This window comes from Gemmatimonadales bacterium (assembly GCA_036279355.1).
Classification (GTDB): domain Bacteria; phylum Gemmatimonadota; class Gemmatimonadetes; order Gemmatimonadales; family GWC2-71-9; genus DASQPE01.
In genome coordinates this window covers 1-18,298 of sequence record DASUJH010000041.1, presented here as the reverse complement: position 1 = coordinate 18,298, position 18,298 = coordinate 1, and the positions used below count along the sequence as shown (strand labels likewise).

Genomic DNA, 18,298 nt, shown 5'->3' with positions numbered 1-18,298 from the left:
ATCGCGCTCTGGTTGATCGTCGGCATCGCGTACGCGGGCGGCCGCTGGAGCCGGGTGGAAGGGCGCATGGACTTCATTCGCTTCTCGGGCGAGCTGTTCATCTACTACGTGCTGATCGCCCTCGGCGGCGGCGTCTTCACGGGCTTCATAGGGTTGCTCTTCCAGGCCATCGGGATCAACCCCCAGCACTTCTTCCAAGCGTGGCTGCTGCCATGCGGCGCGGTGGGGGCGGTGCTGGTCGCCTCCTGGCTGGTGGAGGCGAAGCAGAGCGTGATCGAGAACATGGCGCCGGTGTTGACGCGCCTCTTCACGCCGCTCTTCGCCGCGCTGCTGGTGGTGTTTCTGGTGACGCTGGCGTGGACCGGGCGCGGCCTGGACATCCAGCGCAACGTGCTCATCGCCTTCGACCTGCTGCTGGTGGTGGTGCTGGGGCTGCTGCTCTACTCGGCGTCCGCCCGCGACCCGCAGTCGCCCCCCGGTGTGTTCGACCTGCTCCAGGTCGTACTGCTGATCAGTGCGCTGCTGGCCGACGCGGTGGCGCTGTGGGCGATAGCCGCGCGCATCTCCGAGTTCGGCTTCACGCCGAACCGCGTGGCCGCGCTGGGCGAGAACGTGATTCTTCTGGTCAATCTGGTGTGGTCCGCCGTGCTCTACATCCGCTTTCTGCGGGGGCGCGGAGCATTCACGCGCCTGGAGCGGTGGCAGACGAACTACCTGCCGGTCTATGCCGTGTGGGCGGCGCTCGTGGTGATCGTCTTTCCGCCGCTGTTCGGGTACATCTAGATGCGCCGCTTCGCAGTCGCCGAGGCGCGATTCCGCAGGGAGGTCACGCAGTAGCGGCATCGCGGTCTGTCCCGTGGTGGAGGTTTGCCGCGACCTCCGCTGCCGACCGCTCGACCCCTATTGTGCGCTGCATGTCCAGCTACCCGCCACTAATTTGCGCTCAGTAACTTCATAGCGTAAAGTACTTTGCATTGAAGATGTCTACCGAGGAGAATGCAGCATGTACGACGTGACGATCATCGGCGCGGGACTGGCCGGACTGCAGCTCGCGCGACTGCTCGCCCGCGGCGGCGCATCGGTTCTTCTCGTCGACGCGCGGCGGAGCGTGGCAGACTGCGTGCGGACGACTGGCATCTTCGTCCGCCGCACGTTCGAGGACTTTCCAGTGCTCCATCCTTTCCTCGGGCCGGCCATCAGCACGATCGGACTGCATTCGCCCGGCGACCGGGTGATGGAGCTCGAATGCGAGCATGACGAATTTCGGGTGGGCCGCATGCACGAGCTCTACCGCGCCATGCTGCGGCAGGTGAAGCGGGCCGGGGCAGAGTGGCGGCCCGCGACGACCTATCGCTCGATGCAGCTCGACGCGGATGGCGCCCGTCTCACCTTCCGCGACGGCACCGGCATCCGGTCGCGCTTTGTGGTCGGTGCCGATGGCGCGCGCTCGCGCATCGCGCGCGACCTCGGTCTCGATCGCAACACGCAGTGGATTGCCGCCGTGGAGCACGTGCATCCTTCCGCTTCTCCTTCCCGGCCGCGGTTCGATTGCTGGATCGATCCGGCCATCGCGCCCGGATATCTGGCCTGGGCGGTCGACGATGGAAAGGAGATGCATGTCGGGGTGGGCGGAGACGACCGTCGCTTTCACCCCGCGAGCGCCCTTCGCACCTTCGAACAGCGGCTGCGACGCGACCGAACGCTTCGTGACGCGACACTGCTCGAGCGGCGCGGCGGCCTCATCCCCGTCAACGGAATCCTGCGCCGCATTGCATGCGGGCACGGGCTGCTGGTGGGAGACGCGGCCGGGGCGGTCTCCCCGCTCACAGCGGGAGGGCTCGATGCCTGCATGCGGCTCTCGTCGCATGCCGCCGCCGTTCTGCTCAACGCGTTGCACGAGCCGGCCGCCATCCGTGCCTACTCCGGCGCCGCGTACCGGAGTCGATTCGCGTCGCGTCTGGGCATGCGCAGGATGTTCGACGTCGCCACTCGCTGGCCCTCCGCGATCGAGCTGGGCTTCGTCATGGCCCGAACCAGCATCGCACAGGCCATGGTCCAGCACGTGTTCTTCGGGCGAGGTTCGTTTCCGGACGCGGATGCCGCGCCGCCAGCAACCGGTGCATTGCGATTTCGCCGAGGCCGCCCGGCGCGTCCTCGGCGACACACGCGCGTTCTTGGTAGAGAGTGATACGACCCGAGTCCCTGGCTACCACAAGAACGGTGCGCGTCGAGAGTGCGGTCGCCATGGCTCGGGGTGGGCAGCCTGGCGTCTCCGGCACATCATCCCCATCATTGCGCTCCATGAGCCCGCCGCCTGGCGATTCGCCGGCGTTCGGCGGGCAACCAGATGAGACGCAAACGCAGGGATCGAGAATGCCGACATTGATTACCGAGCCGACGACGCTCCAGGCGGCCGGCACCAGGCCGAAGCAGATCGAGGAGTACGTGGGGCGCGTGAACTCGGGCCACAGCAGCGTGAGCGTGGCGCGCATGGTGTCGCCTGAAGGGTGGCGCGAGCCCGGACAGCGACCGCAATTCGAGGAAGTCACGGTGGTGCTGCGCGGGATGGTACGCGTGGAATATGAGGGCGGCGCGCTGGACGTACGCGCGGGGCAGGGGGTGGTCGCGCGCCCCGGCGAATGGGTTCGGTACAGCACACCGGAGCCCGGCGGGGCGGAGTACGTTGCGGTGTGCACGCCCGCGTTCTCGCCCGACACCGTTCACCGCGATCCGGAGTAGGGGTGGTGGGCAGCGCGGTGCGGGGAAGGTGCGCGTTCCGCGCGGAAGCGCCCGCGTATGAACCCGGCCTGCGCTCGTAGTTTGACAGTAAGCCCATGTCAGCCGGAGGCACACCCCGTGAACATCGAGATCGCGAGCTTTGAACCGGCGCACGCCGCCCCCTTCGCCCAGCTCAATCGCGAGTGGCTCGAAGCGTACGGCCTCATGGAGCCATCGAACGAAGAGCAGCTTGCCGATCCGCAGCGCTACTTCCTCGATCGCGGCGGCCAGATCTTCGTCGCGCTGCACGAGGGCGAGGTCATCGGGACCTGTGCGATCGTCCCGCATGGCGTCGGCGAATTCGAGCTGGCCAAGCTCACGGTGTCGCCGGCGTTCCGGGGGCAGGGGATTGCTCGCCGGCTGGTCGCGCACTGCCTGACGTACGCGCGGGAGCACGCGGCCCGCCGAGTGGTCCTGGTGTCGAACGCGCGACTCCAGGCGGCCCTTCATCTCTATGAGTCGTTCGGTTTCACGTACCGCGCGATTCCAGGCGCGCGCGAGTACGAGCACCAGGATGTGTACATGGAGTTGACGCTGGACATCGCGGATCCAGCGGCCTGACGCACGGTGGAGTGTGGGGTTGTTCTGATGTTGCGAGCCGGCGCCCGATTCCGGTAATTTCGCCGTGAGGCTGTCCCCCTACCTCCTCCCGCGCGCGCTCTCATCGCATGATCCAGCTCCGGCTGTTCGGCGAACTCTCCATCCGCAGGGATGCGCAGATGCCCGCGTGCGCCAGCCCGCGATCGCGCCGTCGTGCGGAGTATGCTCTGGAACGACGGCCACATCGTCACCGGCGTATCGTCGCTGTCCGCCTTGCCCTCGGGCTCCTCGGCGCCGCGGCGCTCGCGTCATTCCCCCTCTCACCGCTCCTCGCGCAGAACCGCGTCGTGCGCCACTTCGCCGGCGAAGACGGGCTCCCGGCTCCGGTGCTCGCGCTCGCGCAGGACAGCACCGGCTTCATCTGGATCGGCACGCGCGCGGGGCTGTTCCGCTACGACGGCGCCGAGTTCAGGCGCTGGGCGCCGGTACAGATTCCCACCGAGGTCGGCTCGCTCACCGTCTCGCCGGATGGCCGCGTCGTGGCCGTGGACGAGGCTGGCCGCATCCTGGAGATCACCGCCACCGGCGCACGCGTGATTCCGGGACGCGCGCACCGATCGCCCGAGTGGATCGACGTGGCGGCCTTCGACCGCGAGGGGCACCTCTGGGTGATGGGGGACAGCACGATCGCGTGGCGAGATCGTGATGGCGCCTGGCACACCGTCGCATCGGCGGCGCTGGATGACGGTCAGGCGCAGCACATCCTCGGCGCGCACGATCGCGATGGCGTTCTCGTGGCGGCGGGCCCGATCCTCTGGTGGGTGACGGCCGGTGCCGCGCCGCAACGGCTGCTCACGGCGCCGCACGCGATCGTGGATGCCGAGACGGATGGCAAGGACGCCGTCGTCGCGCTCGTCGGCAATGGCAGCTTGCTGCGCGCCGACTCGGCGGGCGTCCATGAGATGCGGGACGAAGGAGTGCCGCACGCGCGCGCCATCTCACTCGCGCACCGCGGCACGACGTTCTGGATCGCCTCCGATCGCTATCTGACGGCCATCGTCCCCGATGGCGCACCGGAGGTGCTCGGGCCCCGCGACGGGACCACCGGCGGCGGCCCGTTGCTCGTGGACCGCGAGGGGAGCCTCTGGCTCGGCGGCTTCACGGCGCTCTCGCAGTACCCCGAGCCCGATACGCGTGTGTGGAGTGACCGCGATGGGCTGCCGTCCGCGAACACGCGCTTCCTGGCGCGTTCGGGCGACGTGGTGTGGGTGACCACCTGGCAGGGCACGGGCTATCTCGAGCGGCGCGGCGGGCAGTGGTCCGCGCACGCCGCCCGGCCCTCGTTGGCTCACGGAGCGTTCTGCGACGCGGGCAGCGATGCGCTCTGGCTGGGCTCGCGCTCCGGCTTCGTGCGCCTCACCGGGAGCCACATGACGCCGCTCCTTCCCGGCAAGCCCGCCGACATCGCCGGCTGCGTGCGCGCCTCCGATGGCGGAATGTGGATCGCATCTTCACGCGGACTGCTGCACGCCACAGCCGCCGGCACCCGCGTCACCGATGTCCCGCTTCCGGTGACGTCATCCGACAAGTGGGTGACCGTCGTACTGCGCGACCGCGAGGGGAAACTCTGGGCCGCGAACGGCGAGCACCTCTGCGCGGCGACCGAAGCACGCGCCGTCGCGATGCACCCCGACTGGTCGTGTCAGGCGCTCCCCGCCGGCACCGCGGCTCTCACAGGATTGCTCGAGATGCCGAGCGGCACGCTCTGGGCGTCGTCCAACGAAGCCGGCCTCCTCTGCTACCGCGCGGGTCGCTGGCTCCGCGCGCCCAGCGACTCGGGGCTCCCCACGCGCTCGGTGCTCGCATTGGTGCCGGCGCGTACGCGCGGCGTCTGGCTCGTGGGCGAGGACATCGTGCAGCGCGTGGCCGAGCGTTCCGACGGATGCAGTTGGAACGTGCTCGAGCGGCTCGGCTACTGGGAGGGACTGCCGGAGATCGGCGGCGGTGATCTGCTCGAGGACGAGGACGGCACGATCTGGATCGCCTCCGCGAGCGGCGTGGTACGCGTGCCCGCGCACGTGCGGAACGCAGTACCCGCGCCTCCGCGCGTGGCCGTCGTTGACGCACGCGTGGACGGCCAGCCGGTGACGCTCGACGGCGGCGCGCTCGTGCTGCCGCACCAGCGCAATCGGCTGGAACTGCACTTCGCCGCGCTCACCTTCCGCGATCCGTCGCGAGTGCGCTACCAGGTCCGCCTCTCGGAACGCGATCAGTGGGTCGACACGCACGGCCGCCCGACGTTCTACTGGGTGGACCTCCAGGCCGGCCGCTACCACGCCGAGGTGCGCGCTTCGCTCGACGGGAAGAGATGGACGAGCGCCCCCGCCGTGCTCGCGTTCCGCGTGCTGCCGCCATGGTACCGCACGCCATGGGCGCTGTCGCTGTTCGCCGTCCTCGCGCTCGCGCTCATCTTTGCGCTGTACCGCGCGCGGCTCGCCTACCTGCTCGGCCTCGAGCGCCAGCGCACGCGCATCGCGATGGACCTGCATGACGAGATGGGCTCCGGGCTGGCGAGCATCGGCATCCTCGCCTCGGTGCTCGCCACCGATGGGCGCGATGCCGCCGCGCGTACCGGCGTGGCGCGCCAGATGGCCGACACCGCGGAGGAGCTGGGAAGCGCGCTCTCGGACATCGTGTGGTCGCTCGACCCGCGCAGCGCCACGCTCGAGGAGCTGGCGGCGCACCTGGCCGAGCGCGGCAGCCGCCTCACAGCGGACGACATGGACTTCGACACGGACTTTCCGGCCGTGTGGCCCGTGCAGCCCCTGCCGCTGGCGCTCCGCCGCAACCTGCTGCTCATCGGACTCGAGGCGCTGCACAACGCCGCGCGTCACGCCGCGGCGTCGCGCGTGGTGCTCGCCCTGCGCGGCACCGGTGAGCGATGGGCGTTGACCGTGCGCGACGATGGCATGGGACTCGCCGCCGCCGATGCGGGCACGCGCGGCAGTGGGCGCGGCCAGCGCGCCATGCGCCAGCGCGCCGCGGAGATTGGCGGCCGCATCGCGTGGGAGCCCACGCCCGGCGGCGGCACCACGGTGCGTCTCGAGTTCACGCTTCCGTCGCCACGCGCGCACCTGCTTGCGCGGTTGGATGAGCGCTTCCGTCGCTCCGTCGTGCGGCGCGGATCGCATGATCATGCAGGTGCGCGCGCCGACGACGGCGCCCATTGTTGACGCACCCGGCGTCTCGGTATTCGCCTTTCTCCACTCTTCTTTCTCCGCTCGCTTTTCGCCTCTCGCGTCCCGTGCCGATCCGCATCGCGACCATTGAAGACGACGCGCAATACCGATCGAGCCTCGAATTGCTCTTCCGCCACGCGAGCGAGTTCCAGGTGGTGGACAGCTTCGGCTCCTGCACGGTCGCGCTCGAGCGGCTCGATGCCGCGCTGCGCACCGGCGAGGCGCCGTGGGACCTCGTTCTCATGGACGTCGATCTTCCCGGGATGGACGGCATCAGGGGCACGCGCCGGATCAAGGCACTCTCGCCGGGCATGGCGGTGGTGGTCGTGACGGTGTTCGAGGAGCGTACGACGATCCTCGAGGCCATCTGCGCCGGCGCCGACGGCTACCTCCTCAAGCGGACGCCGGCCGACGAGCTGGTCGCACAGCTTCTGTCAATCGTGGGCGGCGGCTCGCCGCTCTCGGCGGACGTCGCGCGCACGGTGCTCGAGCTCGTCCGTCACCTGGGGCCGAGCACGGGCGATGGACGGGGGGCGGCAGCGCGCGTGGATCTCACCGAGCGCGAGCGCGACGTGCTGCACTGCCTGGTGCGCGGGATGTCGTACAAGCGCGCCGCGCGCGAGCTCGGCATCAGCCTCGACACGGTGCGGAGCCACATACGGAGCGTGTACACCAAGCTGCAGGTGCACAGCGTGGCGGAAGCGGTGAGCCGGGCGCTGCGCGAAGGGATCGTGTGAGGGCTCAGGGGGCGGCCGGGCGCCCCGCTACGTGATGGGCGCCCCGCTACGTGAGCCGGAGATGGCGCAGGGCCGACCCCGCATGATTGTGCGATAGCCGGCGCGCCGTGGCGGGCCGATCTTGGCGGGTGTACACCACGATCCACTCTCGACCTCCCACCCAGAGAGCGCCCTCCATGGTTCGTTCCCGGCGCAGGGCGGGCATGCTCGTTCTCTCGCGCATGGTCGCGCGTCCCGCCGCCCTCCGCGGAGGGTGGCGCACGCCCAGGGAGCCACGATGAGACGCCTCCTCCTGGCCGTATCCGTCGCCCTGCTGGGCCTGGTCCTTCCCCTCCCCGGCTGCATCGCCGCGAAGGACGCGGGATGGCTGCTGGTCCTCTGCGCCGCACCGGTCGCGGCCCAGCAGCCCGGACCCGACGACGACCTGCAGGCGGCGATCCGGCGAATGGCGACGATCCGACCCCGGTTTCCCGACGGGTTCGGTTCGACGCCGCCCGCCGTGCACCCTGCGATCGTGCGGCCGGGCCTCTTCTCCGTGTATCCCCCGATCCGTGAGGCGGTTGCCCCCTCGGCGGACCGCCTGGCAGGCACCACCGCGGAGGGCGACCTCTACGTCCGGGCTACAGGGAGCCAGGACAGGCGAATCATCGCGCGGGCCGAGGCGCCGTGGCGCTGGGACGTCGAGGGCGCGGCCTGGTCGCCCGACGGGCGACGCATCGCCGTCAAGCGCATCGACGACCACGCTGTGCCGCGCATCCCCATCGTCGACTGGGCCGGAGACCACGAGGCGGTCAGGAGCGTCCCGTATAGCCGGGTCGGCGAGCCGCTGCCGAAGGAGCAGGTGATGATCGTCGATGTGGCGAGCGGCCACGCGACGCCCGTAGCGCACGGCTTCGACGATCCCTACGTGCACGTGCTCGGCTGGAGCGCCGACGGCCGCTCGCTCCGCCTCCTCCGCGCGGACCGGCTGCTCAAGCACGTCGATCTGCTGAGCGCCGATGCCGCGACCGGCGCCGTCCGGCGGATCCTCCGCGACAGCTCTCGCACGTTCGTCGTCGGGCTCCCGCTCCTCGACGGCTTCGACCACGAGCTGAAGCCGCTGCATCTCGCCTGGTTTCTGGACAGCCGTGGCGAGTTCCTCTGGACCAGCGAGCGCAGCGGCTTCCAGCACATCTACCTGTACCGCGCCGGCGGACGGCTTGTCCGTCCGCTCACGACCACGCTGCCGGGGCTCGTGCACCGGATCGAGGGAGTCGACGAGCGGCGCGGCTGGGTCTACTTCACGGCGAGCACCGACACTCTGCACCCCTACCGGCAGCAGCTCTACCGGGTGTCGCTGGAGGGCGGGAAGCCCCGGGAGCTGACGCAGGCCGGTGTGCTCGGGGGGGTCGAGTTCTCGCCCTCGATGGACAGCATCGCCGTGCTCCGGCTGGGACTTCCGGATCTGTACCAGGTTGATGTGATGAACGCGAACGGCGCAAATGCACAGACCTTCTGGAAGGCGGATCTCGGGTTCCTGAAGAGGATCGACTTCGCGCCGGAGGTCGTGTGGAGCCTCGCCGCCGACGGGAGGACGCGCCTGCGCAGCATGCTCGTCAAGCCCGCGCGATTCGACTCGAGTCGGCGCCATCCCGTGATCGAAATCATCCGCGGCACTCCGGACGAGAGGGTCGTCCCTGAGTACCTCACTCCAGCGCTGGTGCACCGGCAGGCGCTCGCGGACCAGGGGTTCGTCGTTGTGGTGACCGATGGCCGCGGCACGCCGGGGCGCGGCAAGGCGTTCGAGGACTTCGCCTACGGGCGCATCGGGCAGGTGGAGATCGCTGATCACGCGGCGGTGCTGCGCGAGCTCGCGCGCGACCGCCCGTACATGGACCTGTCGCGTGTGGGGCTGCTCGGGGTGAGCTGGGGAGGCTACTTCGCGCTGCGGGCGCTGCTCATCGAGCCGCAGCTGTACAAGGCCGCGTACCTCGCCGCTGCGGCGGTCGATCTCCCGCGCTTCCGGGTCGCCATCGAGCCGTACATGGGCTGCCTGCCGGCCGACTGCCCCGCCGCGTACGGAGAGGGAAAGAATACGCCCCTCATCCCGAAGCTCCAGGGGCACCTGTCGATCAATCAGGGCACGGCCGACCGCGACGTGCCGTTCGCCGCCGCGATGAACCTCGTACACACGCTCGAGGCGGCCGGCAAGGATTTCGAGCTGACCGTCTACCCGGGCGGCACCCATCAGATCGGGGCCTGGCCCGGGATCGACGAGCGGACCAACGCCTTCTTCCGGTGGGAGCTGCAGGAGGGGGATGCCGCTCCGGAAGGGAGTGACGAGTGACGACCAACGGACCGAAGACTCCGGATCGATTCCTCATTCACACGCTCCCGCGCCGGACCGCCCGACGATGCGCCTCCTCACCCGCGAAGGCCGTGATGCCGAGTAGCCAGCCTCGTCCGTGGATCGTCGCGGCGGATACCGCGCCCGGCGAGACGGCGATCGAGTGGGTGGCGGATCACCTGCGGCCGTCCTCGGCCGCGGCCGAGGGTGGCGCACGCCCAGGGAGCCCACGATGAGACGCCTCCTTCTGGCCGCATCCGTGGCCCTGCTGGGCTTGGTCCTTTCCGTCGCCGGCTGCATCGCCGCGAAGGACGCCGGGGGCGGCACCGCCGCCACCACGGCCGCCATTTCTACGGCCGACCTTCAGCAGCGCCTCCGCCTCATCGCCGACGACTCGATGATGGGGCGCGAGAGCGGCGGCAAGGGCGACGACGAGGCGGCCGCCTACGTCGCCTCCGAGTTCCGACGCCTGGGGCTCGAGCCCGCGGGCAAGAACGGCACGTACTTCCAGACCGTGCCGCTCTGGCGTCTGACTCCCGACTCCACCTCGGTGCTCGTCGTCGGCGCGGACACGCTCCGGCTCGGGCGGGACTTTGCGACGTACGGCAGCTTCCCGCAGCAGACACTCGCCAACACCCGAGCGGTGCTGGGCGGCTCCGGCATGGACAGCGCGCACTGGATCGGTCGACGGGAGGCGGCCGGCCGCATCGTGGTGCTCGATCTGCCGGCGGGGCTACCCCGGAGCGACCCTCAGCCTCTCGTGCAACGCTGGCGAGATGCAACGGTAGTCGCGATCACCGGGCTGGAGAAATTTCCACCGGCTCTTGTCGCGCAATTCCTGCGCGGCGGGATGTTGATTCCGGACTCGAGTCTCGACCCGCATGCCCTGCGTCTGCTGATCATCACTCGACGGGCGGCGGGCATCCTGCTGGGCGGCTCACCCGGCGAGCTGACGCCGGGAACACCCGGCCGCGCGGTGAGCGGCCGCTTCGGCTTCCGCGTCACGCCCGTCGCCTACCCGGCGCGCAACGTGATCGGCATCCTGCGCGGGAGCGATCCCGCGCTGCGCGGCGAGTACGTGGCGCTCAGCGCCCACCACGACCACGTGGGTTTCGATCACTCGCCCGTGGATCACGACTCCCTCCGGGCCTACGACCGCGTGGTCCGCCCCCAGGGCGCCGACTCCCCGCCGCGGCAACCGACGGCCGAGGAGTCGGCGCGCGTCCACGCCATTCTGGACAGCCTGCGGGCCCTGCGTCCCCCGAGGGCGGACTCCATCCGCAATGGCGCCGACGACGACGGCTCGGGCACCGTCTCACTCCTCGAGATCGCCGAAGCGATGGCGCGCGGCCCCGTCCGCCCGCGGCGCTCCATCCTGTTCATCAGCCACACTGGCGAGGAGGCCGGGCTGCTCGGCTCGGCCTGGTTCACCGACCACCCCACCGTGCCGCTCGACTCGATCGTGGGCGAGATCGACCAGGATGGGGTCGGACGCGGCGAGCGCACGGATCGGCCGATCCACGGCACGGGCGCGGGGGGTCCCACGTACCTCGAGGAGATGGGAGCCACGCGCCTTTCGAAGGCGTTCGGCGCTACGCTCGATTCGGTGAACGGGCGCCAGCCGGTCCCCTTCGTCTTCTACCGCGGCTACGACCAGCCTGGCGATCCGTACAATTACTTCTGCCGCAACGACGCCTACAACTACGCGCGCTACGGCATTCCCACGGTCAGCCTCTCGCGCGGCGAGCACCTGGACTACCACGAGGTGACCGACGAGGAGCAGTATATCGACTACCCGGACCTCGCGCGGGTGACGACGCTGGTCCGCGACGTCGCGATGGTGCTGGCAAATGCGCCGGCGCGGCCGAAGCTCGACCACCCGAAGCCGAAGGATCCCCATGCGCCATGCCGGCAGTAGGCAGTGGAGCGAACGGTGAGATTCATTCGATTCGTAGCGCTCGCCGCCCTGCTGGCACTGTCCCCTTCTCCGACCGTACGCCCGACCTGGTTCCCCTGGCCCGGCGGCTCGGGGTGGTCGTGACCCAGAACCCGCTCCACCTGGCCGACCGCTCGGTGGCCGTGCGGCGGGGGACACGGCGGCGCGCCATGTTCCAGCCGCTTGCGGACCTGCTCGGCGAGCTGTCCGGGATCCGGAGCGTGCTGCCCGTGCTCGGCGGCCGCATCGTCCACGATGCCGGCGTGCTCACCGCAGTGACTGCCGATCGGGCCCACGGCCATCGACATGCGTAACCCCCATCGGCGACCGGAAAATGCCATGCCCACCTTCGCCCACCTCGTGTTCGTCCCCGCGAGCGCGCCGTCTGCGTCCAAGCCGCGCGGCGTGCGTCTCCGGTCGTGCGCCGGCTCCACCTTCGTCGCCTTCCTCATGGCCGCGGGGCCGTCGCTCGCGCCGAGGACCGCCGTGGCCCAAACGAGTGAGGCGCTGTCCTCTGCGGATCACGCATGGCCGCCCCGGCCCATGCGGCTGGCCCGCGAGCTCTCCGCTGCGGCCCCATCCGTCCACTGGGCTCCGGATGGACGGCTCACCTACTCGGCGCTCCAGGACGGGGGCGGCGAGGCGAGCCGTTGGCGGGCACTGGACCCCCGAACGGGTCAGGAGAGTGCGTACACGCCGCCGGAAAGACCGGCGGGGTCCCGCCCGCGCCTCGTCCACCCCGGCCTGTTCGTCTACCGGCCGCCGGTGTTCGAGGCGGTGTCGCGCGATGGCCGCTGGTTCGCCGGGACGCACGACGGAAACGTCTGGGTCCGCTCGGCCGGCAACGACAGCTCGCAGGTTACCTCGGACGGCGTACCGGGCGACGGCTACGATGTGGATGGCGCGAAGTGGTCGCCGGACGGCCGGCTGCTGGCCGTCAAGAAGCTCGACTCCCGTGGGGTGCCGACCGTGCCGCTCGTCGACTGGGGCGCGCCGGGACAGTCCGTCGTCCGCCAGCTCTACAGCCGCGCCGGGCAGAAGCTGGTGGGCGCCGCGCTCTACGTCGTGGATCGAGAGGGCGGCCATGCCCTGAAGATCGACCTCGGCCCGGGCGACGATCCGTACCTGAACATCGTCGGCTGGAGCCCGGACGGCGCGGCGGTCTACTTCGTCCGGACGAGCCGCCTCATGAAGCGGCAGAGGCTCATGGCCGCCGACCCCCGCACGGGCCGCTCCCGCACGGTGCTGGAGGAGACCTCCCGTACCTACGTCGGCGGTGTGCCGTTCCTCCGGGGAAACGACGTCATCGTGGACGCCCTTCGTCCGTACTGGCTCATCTCCGACGGCCGGCGGTTCATCTGGTCCTCGTCTCGCGACGGCTTCAACCGGCTCTACCTGTATCGCATCGACGGGACTCTTCTTCGCGTGCTGACGCCGCCGGAATCGGAGGTGGCCGGCGTGCGGGCGGTGGACGAGGCGCGCGGCTGGGTCTACTACACCGCGCACGTGGACAGCGCGCGGCCGTACGACGTCTCGCTCCTCCGGGTGCGGCTCTCTGGCGGCCGGCCCGAGCGGCTCGTGACTGGACCGACGTTCCCCCGGATCGGGGGGATCGAGTTCAGCCCCTCCTACGATTTCTTCTCGGTTCGACGCGGCGGCATCGATCGGCCGCCCACGGTCGAGCTGCGCCGCGCGAACGGCGCACTGGTCCGGACGCTGTGGTCCGGCAGCGGGCTGCTCCGCCGGGCCGGCTGGAAACCCCCGCAGCGGGTGACGGCGATGGCGGCCGACGGGAAGACCCGGCTCCACGGGCTCCTGTTCACGTCGCGGGACTTCGATGCCCACCGGAAGTACCCGGTGCTCGACGTGGTCTACCCGTTCGGGGAGGCCGTGCCGCGCACAGTCTCCGCCGGCGCGTCCGACCAGGCCCTCGCCGACCTTGGCTTCGTGGTCATGGCCGTGGACGGGCGCGGCACCGACGGCAGGGGAAGAGCGTTCGCCGACGCCTTCTATGGCGAGTTCGGCCAGCACGAGGTGGCCGACCAGGTCGCCGCGCTCCGCCAGCTCGCGGCGGACCGGCCGTACATGGACACGGACCGCGTAGGCGTGATGGGCGAGTCCTGGGGCGGCTACGAGACGCTCCGGGCGCTCCTCCTCGAGCCGGACCTGTTCCGGGTGGGGGTGGCGAGCGCGCCGGCCGCCGACCCGCGGCGCTTTCGCGTCTCAATTGAGTTCCTGATGGGCTGTCTGCCGGAGGACTGCCCGGAGGCCTACGACCGCGGTGCGAGCACCCCGCTCCTGGGCCGCCTGCAGGGGAAGCTCATGCTCCTGCATGGCACCGCCGACGAGGACGTTCCGTTCGGCGAGACCATGGATCTCGTCTCCAAGCTCCGAAAGGCCGGCAAGTCCTACCAGCTCGTGGTCTTCCCGGGCGAGGGGCACGACGTCAGCTGGCGACCCGAGCGGCCGTACTGGTGGCAGCGCGTGACCGCGTTCCTGAAGCAGACTCTCGGCGGACCTGAGCCGCTGGACGCACGGAAGGCCGGTCCTCGAGCACCGTGATTCCGACGCCGGAGCCCGCCGGGCCCGTGAGCGCGCCGGTCGGGCGAGCACAGGATGCCGCCAGCCGTCGCCGCGCGCTGGTGAGGGCCGGCGCGCTTGCTCGGGCCATCGATCCCCATGCATCGTGCGGGCAATGACGAGCGAGGGCTCACGATGAGATGCATCTCTCTGGTCGCCGCATGCGCGCTTCTCCTCGCGGCCGGCCCCCCAGGAGGGCAAGCGCGCATGCCGGATGCGCGGAGCCCCGCGCCCCCGCGCGCCGAGCCCAACGACCAGCGCACCCCCGCCGGCCACCTCGTTGGCGGCCAGCTGCGCGTCGATCTCGAAGTGGTGCAGGCCGCCTGGTACCCGCGCGGCGCCGACGGCCCGCGCATCCTCACGCCCGCCTTCGCCGAGGTGGGGCGCGCGCCGCAGGTGCCCGGGCCGTTCCTGCGCGCGAGTGCCGGTACACCGATCCACGTCACGCTCCACAACACGCTCGACCGCCCGATCGCCGTGCGCGGGCTGCTCGATCGCGCGACGATGGCCCCGGTGCGCAGGCCGCCCGCGCTCGCGCTCGCCGTCCTGCCCGCCTTCGCCTTCGCCGAACCGCTCGTCATCGCACCGGGCGAGACGGGCGAGGCGACGTTCACGCCCACGGAAGCGGTGTCGTCGTTCTACTACGCCACCACGCTTCCGCCGGGCGCACCTCCGTCCGCCGTCGCCGCGTCGGCCGTGCCGCGGCTGCGGGAGGGCGCGCTCATGGGCGCGCTCGTCGTCGATCCCCGCGGCTCTCCACGGCCGAAGGGAGAGCGGGTGCTCATGATCACGCGCTGGAATGCGCCGGGCGAGAACGACACCTGGAAGATGATGGTGAACGGCGAGTCATGGCCGTTCACGGAGCACCTGCAGTACACCGTCGGCGACACCGTGCACTGGCGCGTGATCAACGCGAGCGACATCGACCACCCGATGCACCTGCACGGCTTCTACTTCACCGTGAACACACTCGGCGACACGCAGCACGACACACTGTTCACCGTCGATCCGCCGCAGGTCGTCACGCAGATGATGCAGGAGTACTCGGCGATGCGGGTGTCGTGGGTGGCGAGCCGCCCCGGCGACTGGCTCTTCCACTGCCACCTCATCCAGCACATCGGCGAGTCGCAGCACCTGGTGGGAGAGCGCGCCGCGCACGCGGGAGCGCATGCGCATGCGGCGGGGTCCGATGAGGATCCGATGGCCGGCCTCGTCGTGGGGATCACGATTCACCCCGCGCCCGGCACCCGCGTGGCCGACAAGCCGCCGGTGCGCACAATCGAGCTGTGGACCGGCCGCCGGCCGAACGTCTACGGCAGCGCGCCCGAGCTGGGGTTCGTCATTCAGCAGGGAGCAACGCCGCCGCCGCTGGACTCGACGCGCGTCCCCGGCACGCCGCTCATCCTCACGCGCGGCCAGCCGACGGCGATCGTCATCCACAACCGGCTGCGCTTCCCGTTCTCCGTGCACTGGCACGGCCTCGAGATCCGTAGTCTCTACGACGGCGTGCCCGGCTGGAGCGGCATGCCGGGGGCGACGATGCCGCCCATCGCGCCGGGTGACTCGGTACGCGTGATCCTCACGCAGCCCCGCGCGGGGACGTTTATCTACCACACGCACGGCGAGCCCGGCTACGAGCTCTCGCAGGGGCTGTACGGACCGCTGCTCGTGCTGCCGCCGGGTGAGACGTGGGACAGGACGCACGACCGCATCTTCACCCTCGCTTCGCACGGCGCCACCTTCGGTGCCGCACCCGCGATCAACGGCCGCGTGTGGCCTGAACCGGAACGGTTCGACGTCGGCGCCACCTACCGGCTGCGCTTCATTCAGATCAGCGCGGATGAGTTCAAGCGCATCCGGCTGCTCAGAGATGGCAAAGCTGTCATGTGGCGCCCGATCGCGAAGGATGGGCGCGACCTGCCGGCATCGCGAAGCAGGATCGGCGCGGCGACCACCGGAATGGGCGTGGGTGAGACGCGCGACTTCGCGTGGACGCCGCGCGAACCGGGTGTGTACGTGCTCGAAGTCACGACCGAGTTCTACCCGCGGTTCGGCGGGACCGCGGTGCAGCGCATGGCGTTCGGAGTGGGCGATGTATCGGACGCGGAGCTCCGGCGCGCGCAGCAACCCGCGATCCCCTTCACCCGGCTCACCACAGCCGAGCGCGCGCGCTACATCGGAACATTCACCGGTCGGCCGAACGCGCCCGGTGCACCGGAGCTGGTTGTGCGCATCTGGGAGGAGAACCACCGGTTGCACGGCACGTTTCCCACGCCGAAGGCGGCGAGCGGCGGCGCCCGCTCCGGGCGGCTCCTGGCCATCGGGAAGGATTCCCTGGCTGTGGGACGGGATCTCGACGGGCTCGCCCATCTTCTGGGTCCGAAATACCGCTTCAGCAGCGGCAGCGGGACGACGCTCGACGAGCTCGATGTCGAAGCGCAGGGGCAGGTGCTCGTGCGACTGACGCGTGTTCCCGACGATCCCGCTCCCAAGGTGCCTCGGGGCGCGACGTCTCCGCGAGCGAGGCCGGTGCCATGACGGAGGCCATAGCGTCAATGAACTCCTCGCTGCAGCGACCGTCGCGTCAGGGCAGGTGGGTGGTGCCTTGTCTATCGCGCGAGCAGCTCCTCGAGTGCGAACCGGCTCTTCGGCGGGAGCTGCTCTTCCCCGAAGTAGCGGGTCACGATCGCGAGCGCCTGCTCGAACGTGGAGAGGTTCAGGTAGCGCAGCAGATATCGAACGTCGTCGAGATCGTGGAACTCCGCGCCCAGTCGCATCGACGCGCACTTCATCGCCAGCAGATACTCGGGCCGCGCGACGAAGACGCGCAGATGCGGCAACTCCAGGTAGGGGTCGAAATCGCCGCGCGAGCTCAGGAAGCCCTTGACCGCGTCGTTCAGCCAATCGTCGGGCACGCCCGCTCGGGCCGCGACCCGCGCGGCCGCCTGCCGGATCAGCGCGGCGGGGCGGAAGAACGCGTCCACATCGCGCGTGGCCGCTCGGGCGTTCAGCGCGAGGCACATGACCGCACCGCCCACCAGATAGATCTCGCCGTCGGCGCCCTCGCCGGCCAGCTCGGCGTCGAGGAGGTCGAACAGCCGATGGATGTCCGTGCGCGTCAGCGTGACCCGCTCAGACACGATCGCCCACCGCCGCGTCCACGAAGAGGTTGCGGCGCTTGAAGGGAACGGGCGAGGCACGCAGCAGGTGGAGCCGCATGCTCGCGAGCGGCGTAGCGAACCAGGGTATCGCGAGCGGCCCGACCTGCGCGGTCCACGACGGCGGGCGGACATGCTTGAGATTCGATGCCTGCTCCACCATCGCCGCGACGTAGTTGCGCAGGAAAGGGGAGAGATGCGCGAGATCGGCGTGCGCGACGGCCTCGCGCAGCTCGCCCGGAGCAAGCGCCGAAAGGAGGTCGTTGAGCTCCGCGAGCACGTAGCGGCGTTCCGTCCCGTCACGGAGCAGCGCGAGAAGCTCCTCGAAACGGAGCCGCGCGGGCGGCAGGGTGCGCGAGAGGACGTAGCTCGACACGTCCTGCCCGGCCGCCGAGGCAAGGCGCTTCAGTGCCGCCTTCTGTTGCGGCGTGAGCCGGATCTGCAGGTGCTGGGACTTGGAGGCCATGCACGGAAGATCGAGTGGACATCGACTTGTGTCAATACGTATGTAATGACGTCATGGCGGAGCCACGCTACCGCCGGTAAACGCATCCAGAGAACCCATTTGCGGAACACACAATGAACCGCGTACGGCTGATCACGTCCGTCTTCCTGATCGTGTCCGTCTCACTAGTGACCCTCTCCGCCGCACCCGCCGTCGCGCAGAATCGCCCGCGTGGCTCGCGCGCGGTGGTCGCACGCGTGATGAGCATCCGCCCCCACTTCCCCGACGGATTCGGCTCCCCTCCACTCACTGTCCACCCCGCCGTGGTGCGCCCGGGGCTCTTCGCCTACAGTCCGCCCATCCGCGAGGTCGCCTCGCCGGCAGCCGATCAGCTCGCGGGCACGAACGCCGTGGGCGATCTGTACATCCGTGCCGCGGGTAGCCAGGAGAAGCGGATCATCGCGAGGGCGCAGGCACCGTGGCGCTGGGATGTGGAAGGGGCCGCCTGGTCGCCCGACGGCCGGCGCATCGCCGTCAAGCGGATCGACGACCACGCGGT

14 protein-coding genes are annotated in these 18,298 nt (G+C 70.3%); 12 read left to right on the top strand and 2 right to left on the bottom strand.

Features of this window, described 5'->3' with window-relative positions; translation table 11 throughout:
* The 11 genes from VFW66_10415 to VFW66_10365 all read left to right on the top strand — a co-directional run.
* Positions 1-783, top strand: a 783-nt coding sequence (locus VFW66_10415; GenBank protein HEX5387104.1) for a hypothetical protein, incomplete at its 5' end; no start/stop codon positions are given.
* A gap of 220 nt (positions 784-1,003) precedes the next feature.
* The gene (locus tag VFW66_10410) at positions 1,004-2,188 is read left to right on the top strand and encodes an NAD(P)/FAD-dependent oxidoreductase (protein HEX5387103.1); all 1,185 of its coding nucleotides are present in this window, start codon (positions 1,004-1,006) and stop codon (positions 2,186-2,188) included.
* 185 nt (positions 2,189-2,373) lie between these two features.
* A complete protein-coding gene (locus VFW66_10405; GenBank protein ID HEX5387102.1) occupies positions 2,374-2,739 on the top strand; it encodes a hypothetical protein in 366 nt (121 codons plus the stop codon).
* A 117-nt stretch (positions 2,740-2,856) separates the two neighbouring features.
* Positions 2,857-3,339 (top strand): GNAT family N-acetyltransferase, encoded by a 483-nt coding sequence (locus VFW66_10400; GenBank protein HEX5387101.1) that lies wholly within the window; start codon positions 2,857-2,859, stop codon positions 3,337-3,339.
* Positions 3,340-3,665: 326 nt separating this feature from the next.
* The gene (locus VFW66_10395) at positions 3,666-6,551 is read left to right on the top strand and encodes an ATP-binding protein (protein ID HEX5387100.1); all 2,886 of its coding nucleotides are present in this window, start codon (positions 3,666-3,668) and stop codon (positions 6,549-6,551) included.
* A 71-nt stretch (positions 6,552-6,622) separates the two neighbouring features.
* Positions 6,623-7,294, top strand: coding sequence for a response regulator transcription factor (locus VFW66_10390; protein ID HEX5387099.1), 672 nt, complete (start codon positions 6,623-6,625; stop codon positions 7,292-7,294).
* Positions 7,295-7,571: 277 nt separating this feature from the next.
* The gene (locus tag VFW66_10385) at positions 7,572-9,620 is read left to right on the top strand and encodes a DPP IV N-terminal domain-containing protein (protein ID HEX5387098.1); all 2,049 of its coding nucleotides are present in this window, start codon (positions 7,572-7,574) and stop codon (positions 9,618-9,620) included.
* 232 nt (positions 9,621-9,852) lie between these two features.
* On the top strand, positions 9,853-11,538 hold the full coding sequence (locus tag VFW66_10380) for a M28 family peptidase (protein ID HEX5387097.1): 1,686 nt from the start codon (positions 9,853-9,855) through the stop codon (positions 11,536-11,538).
* 113 nt (positions 11,539-11,651) lie between these two features.
* Positions 11,652-11,870, top strand: coding sequence for a hypothetical protein (locus VFW66_10375; protein ID HEX5387096.1), 219 nt, complete (start codon positions 11,652-11,654; stop codon positions 11,868-11,870).
* A 25-nt stretch (positions 11,871-11,895) separates the two neighbouring features.
* Complete coding sequence (locus VFW66_10370; GenBank protein HEX5387095.1) at positions 11,896-14,118, top strand: prolyl oligopeptidase family serine peptidase; 2,223 nt, start codon at positions 11,896-11,898, stop codon at positions 14,116-14,118.
* A 225-nt stretch (positions 14,119-14,343) separates the two neighbouring features.
* A complete protein-coding gene (locus VFW66_10365; protein ID HEX5387094.1) occupies positions 14,344-16,674 on the top strand; it encodes a multicopper oxidase domain-containing protein in 2,331 nt (776 codons plus the stop codon).
* 71 nt (positions 16,675-16,745) lie between these two features.
* Here the strand turns inward: VFW66_10365 and VFW66_10360 are convergent, their stop codons facing one another.
* Complete coding sequence (locus tag VFW66_10360; protein ID HEX5387093.1) at positions 16,746-17,276, bottom strand: hypothetical protein; 531 nt, start codon at positions 17,274-17,276, stop codon at positions 16,746-16,748.
* The gene (locus VFW66_10355; GenBank protein ID HEX5387092.1) at positions 17,269-17,760 is read right to left on the bottom strand and encodes a DUF1778 domain-containing protein; all 492 of its coding nucleotides are present in this window, start codon (positions 17,758-17,760) and stop codon (positions 17,269-17,271) included. The genes VFW66_10360 and VFW66_10355 overlap by 8 nt, the downstream gene beginning before the upstream one ends.
* 113 nt (positions 17,761-17,873) lie before the next feature.
* On the opposite strand from VFW66_10355, the gene VFW66_10350 reads away from it, so the two are divergent.
* Positions 17,874-18,298: hypothetical protein (locus VFW66_10350; GenBank protein HEX5387091.1), on the top strand; the 425-nt coding region annotated here is incomplete at its 3' end.

Coding starts and splice junctions, on each gene's coding strand:
- VFW66_10410 (HEX5387103.1), top strand. CDS start 1,004: ATGTACGACGTGACGATCATCGGCGCGGGACTGGCCGGACTGCAGCTC.
- VFW66_10405 (HEX5387102.1), top strand. CDS start 2,374: ATGCCGACATTGATTACCGAGCCGACGACGCTCCAGGCGGCCGGCACC.
- VFW66_10385 (HEX5387098.1), top strand. CDS start 7,572: ATGAGACGCCTCCTCCTGGCCGTATCCGTCGCCCTGCTGGGCCTGGTC.
- VFW66_10380 (HEX5387097.1), top strand. CDS start 9,853: ATGAGACGCCTCCTTCTGGCCGCATCCGTGGCCCTGCTGGGCTTGGTC.
- VFW66_10370 (HEX5387095.1), top strand. CDS start 11,896: ATGCCCACCTTCGCCCACCTCGTGTTCGTCCCCGCGAGCGCGCCGTCT.
- VFW66_10365 (HEX5387094.1), top strand. CDS start 14,344: ATGCCGGATGCGCGGAGCCCCGCGCCCCCGCGCGCCGAGCCCAACGAC.
- VFW66_10355 (HEX5387092.1), bottom strand. CDS start 17,760: ATGGCCTCCAAGTCCCAGCACCTGCAGATCCGGCTCACGCCGCAACAG.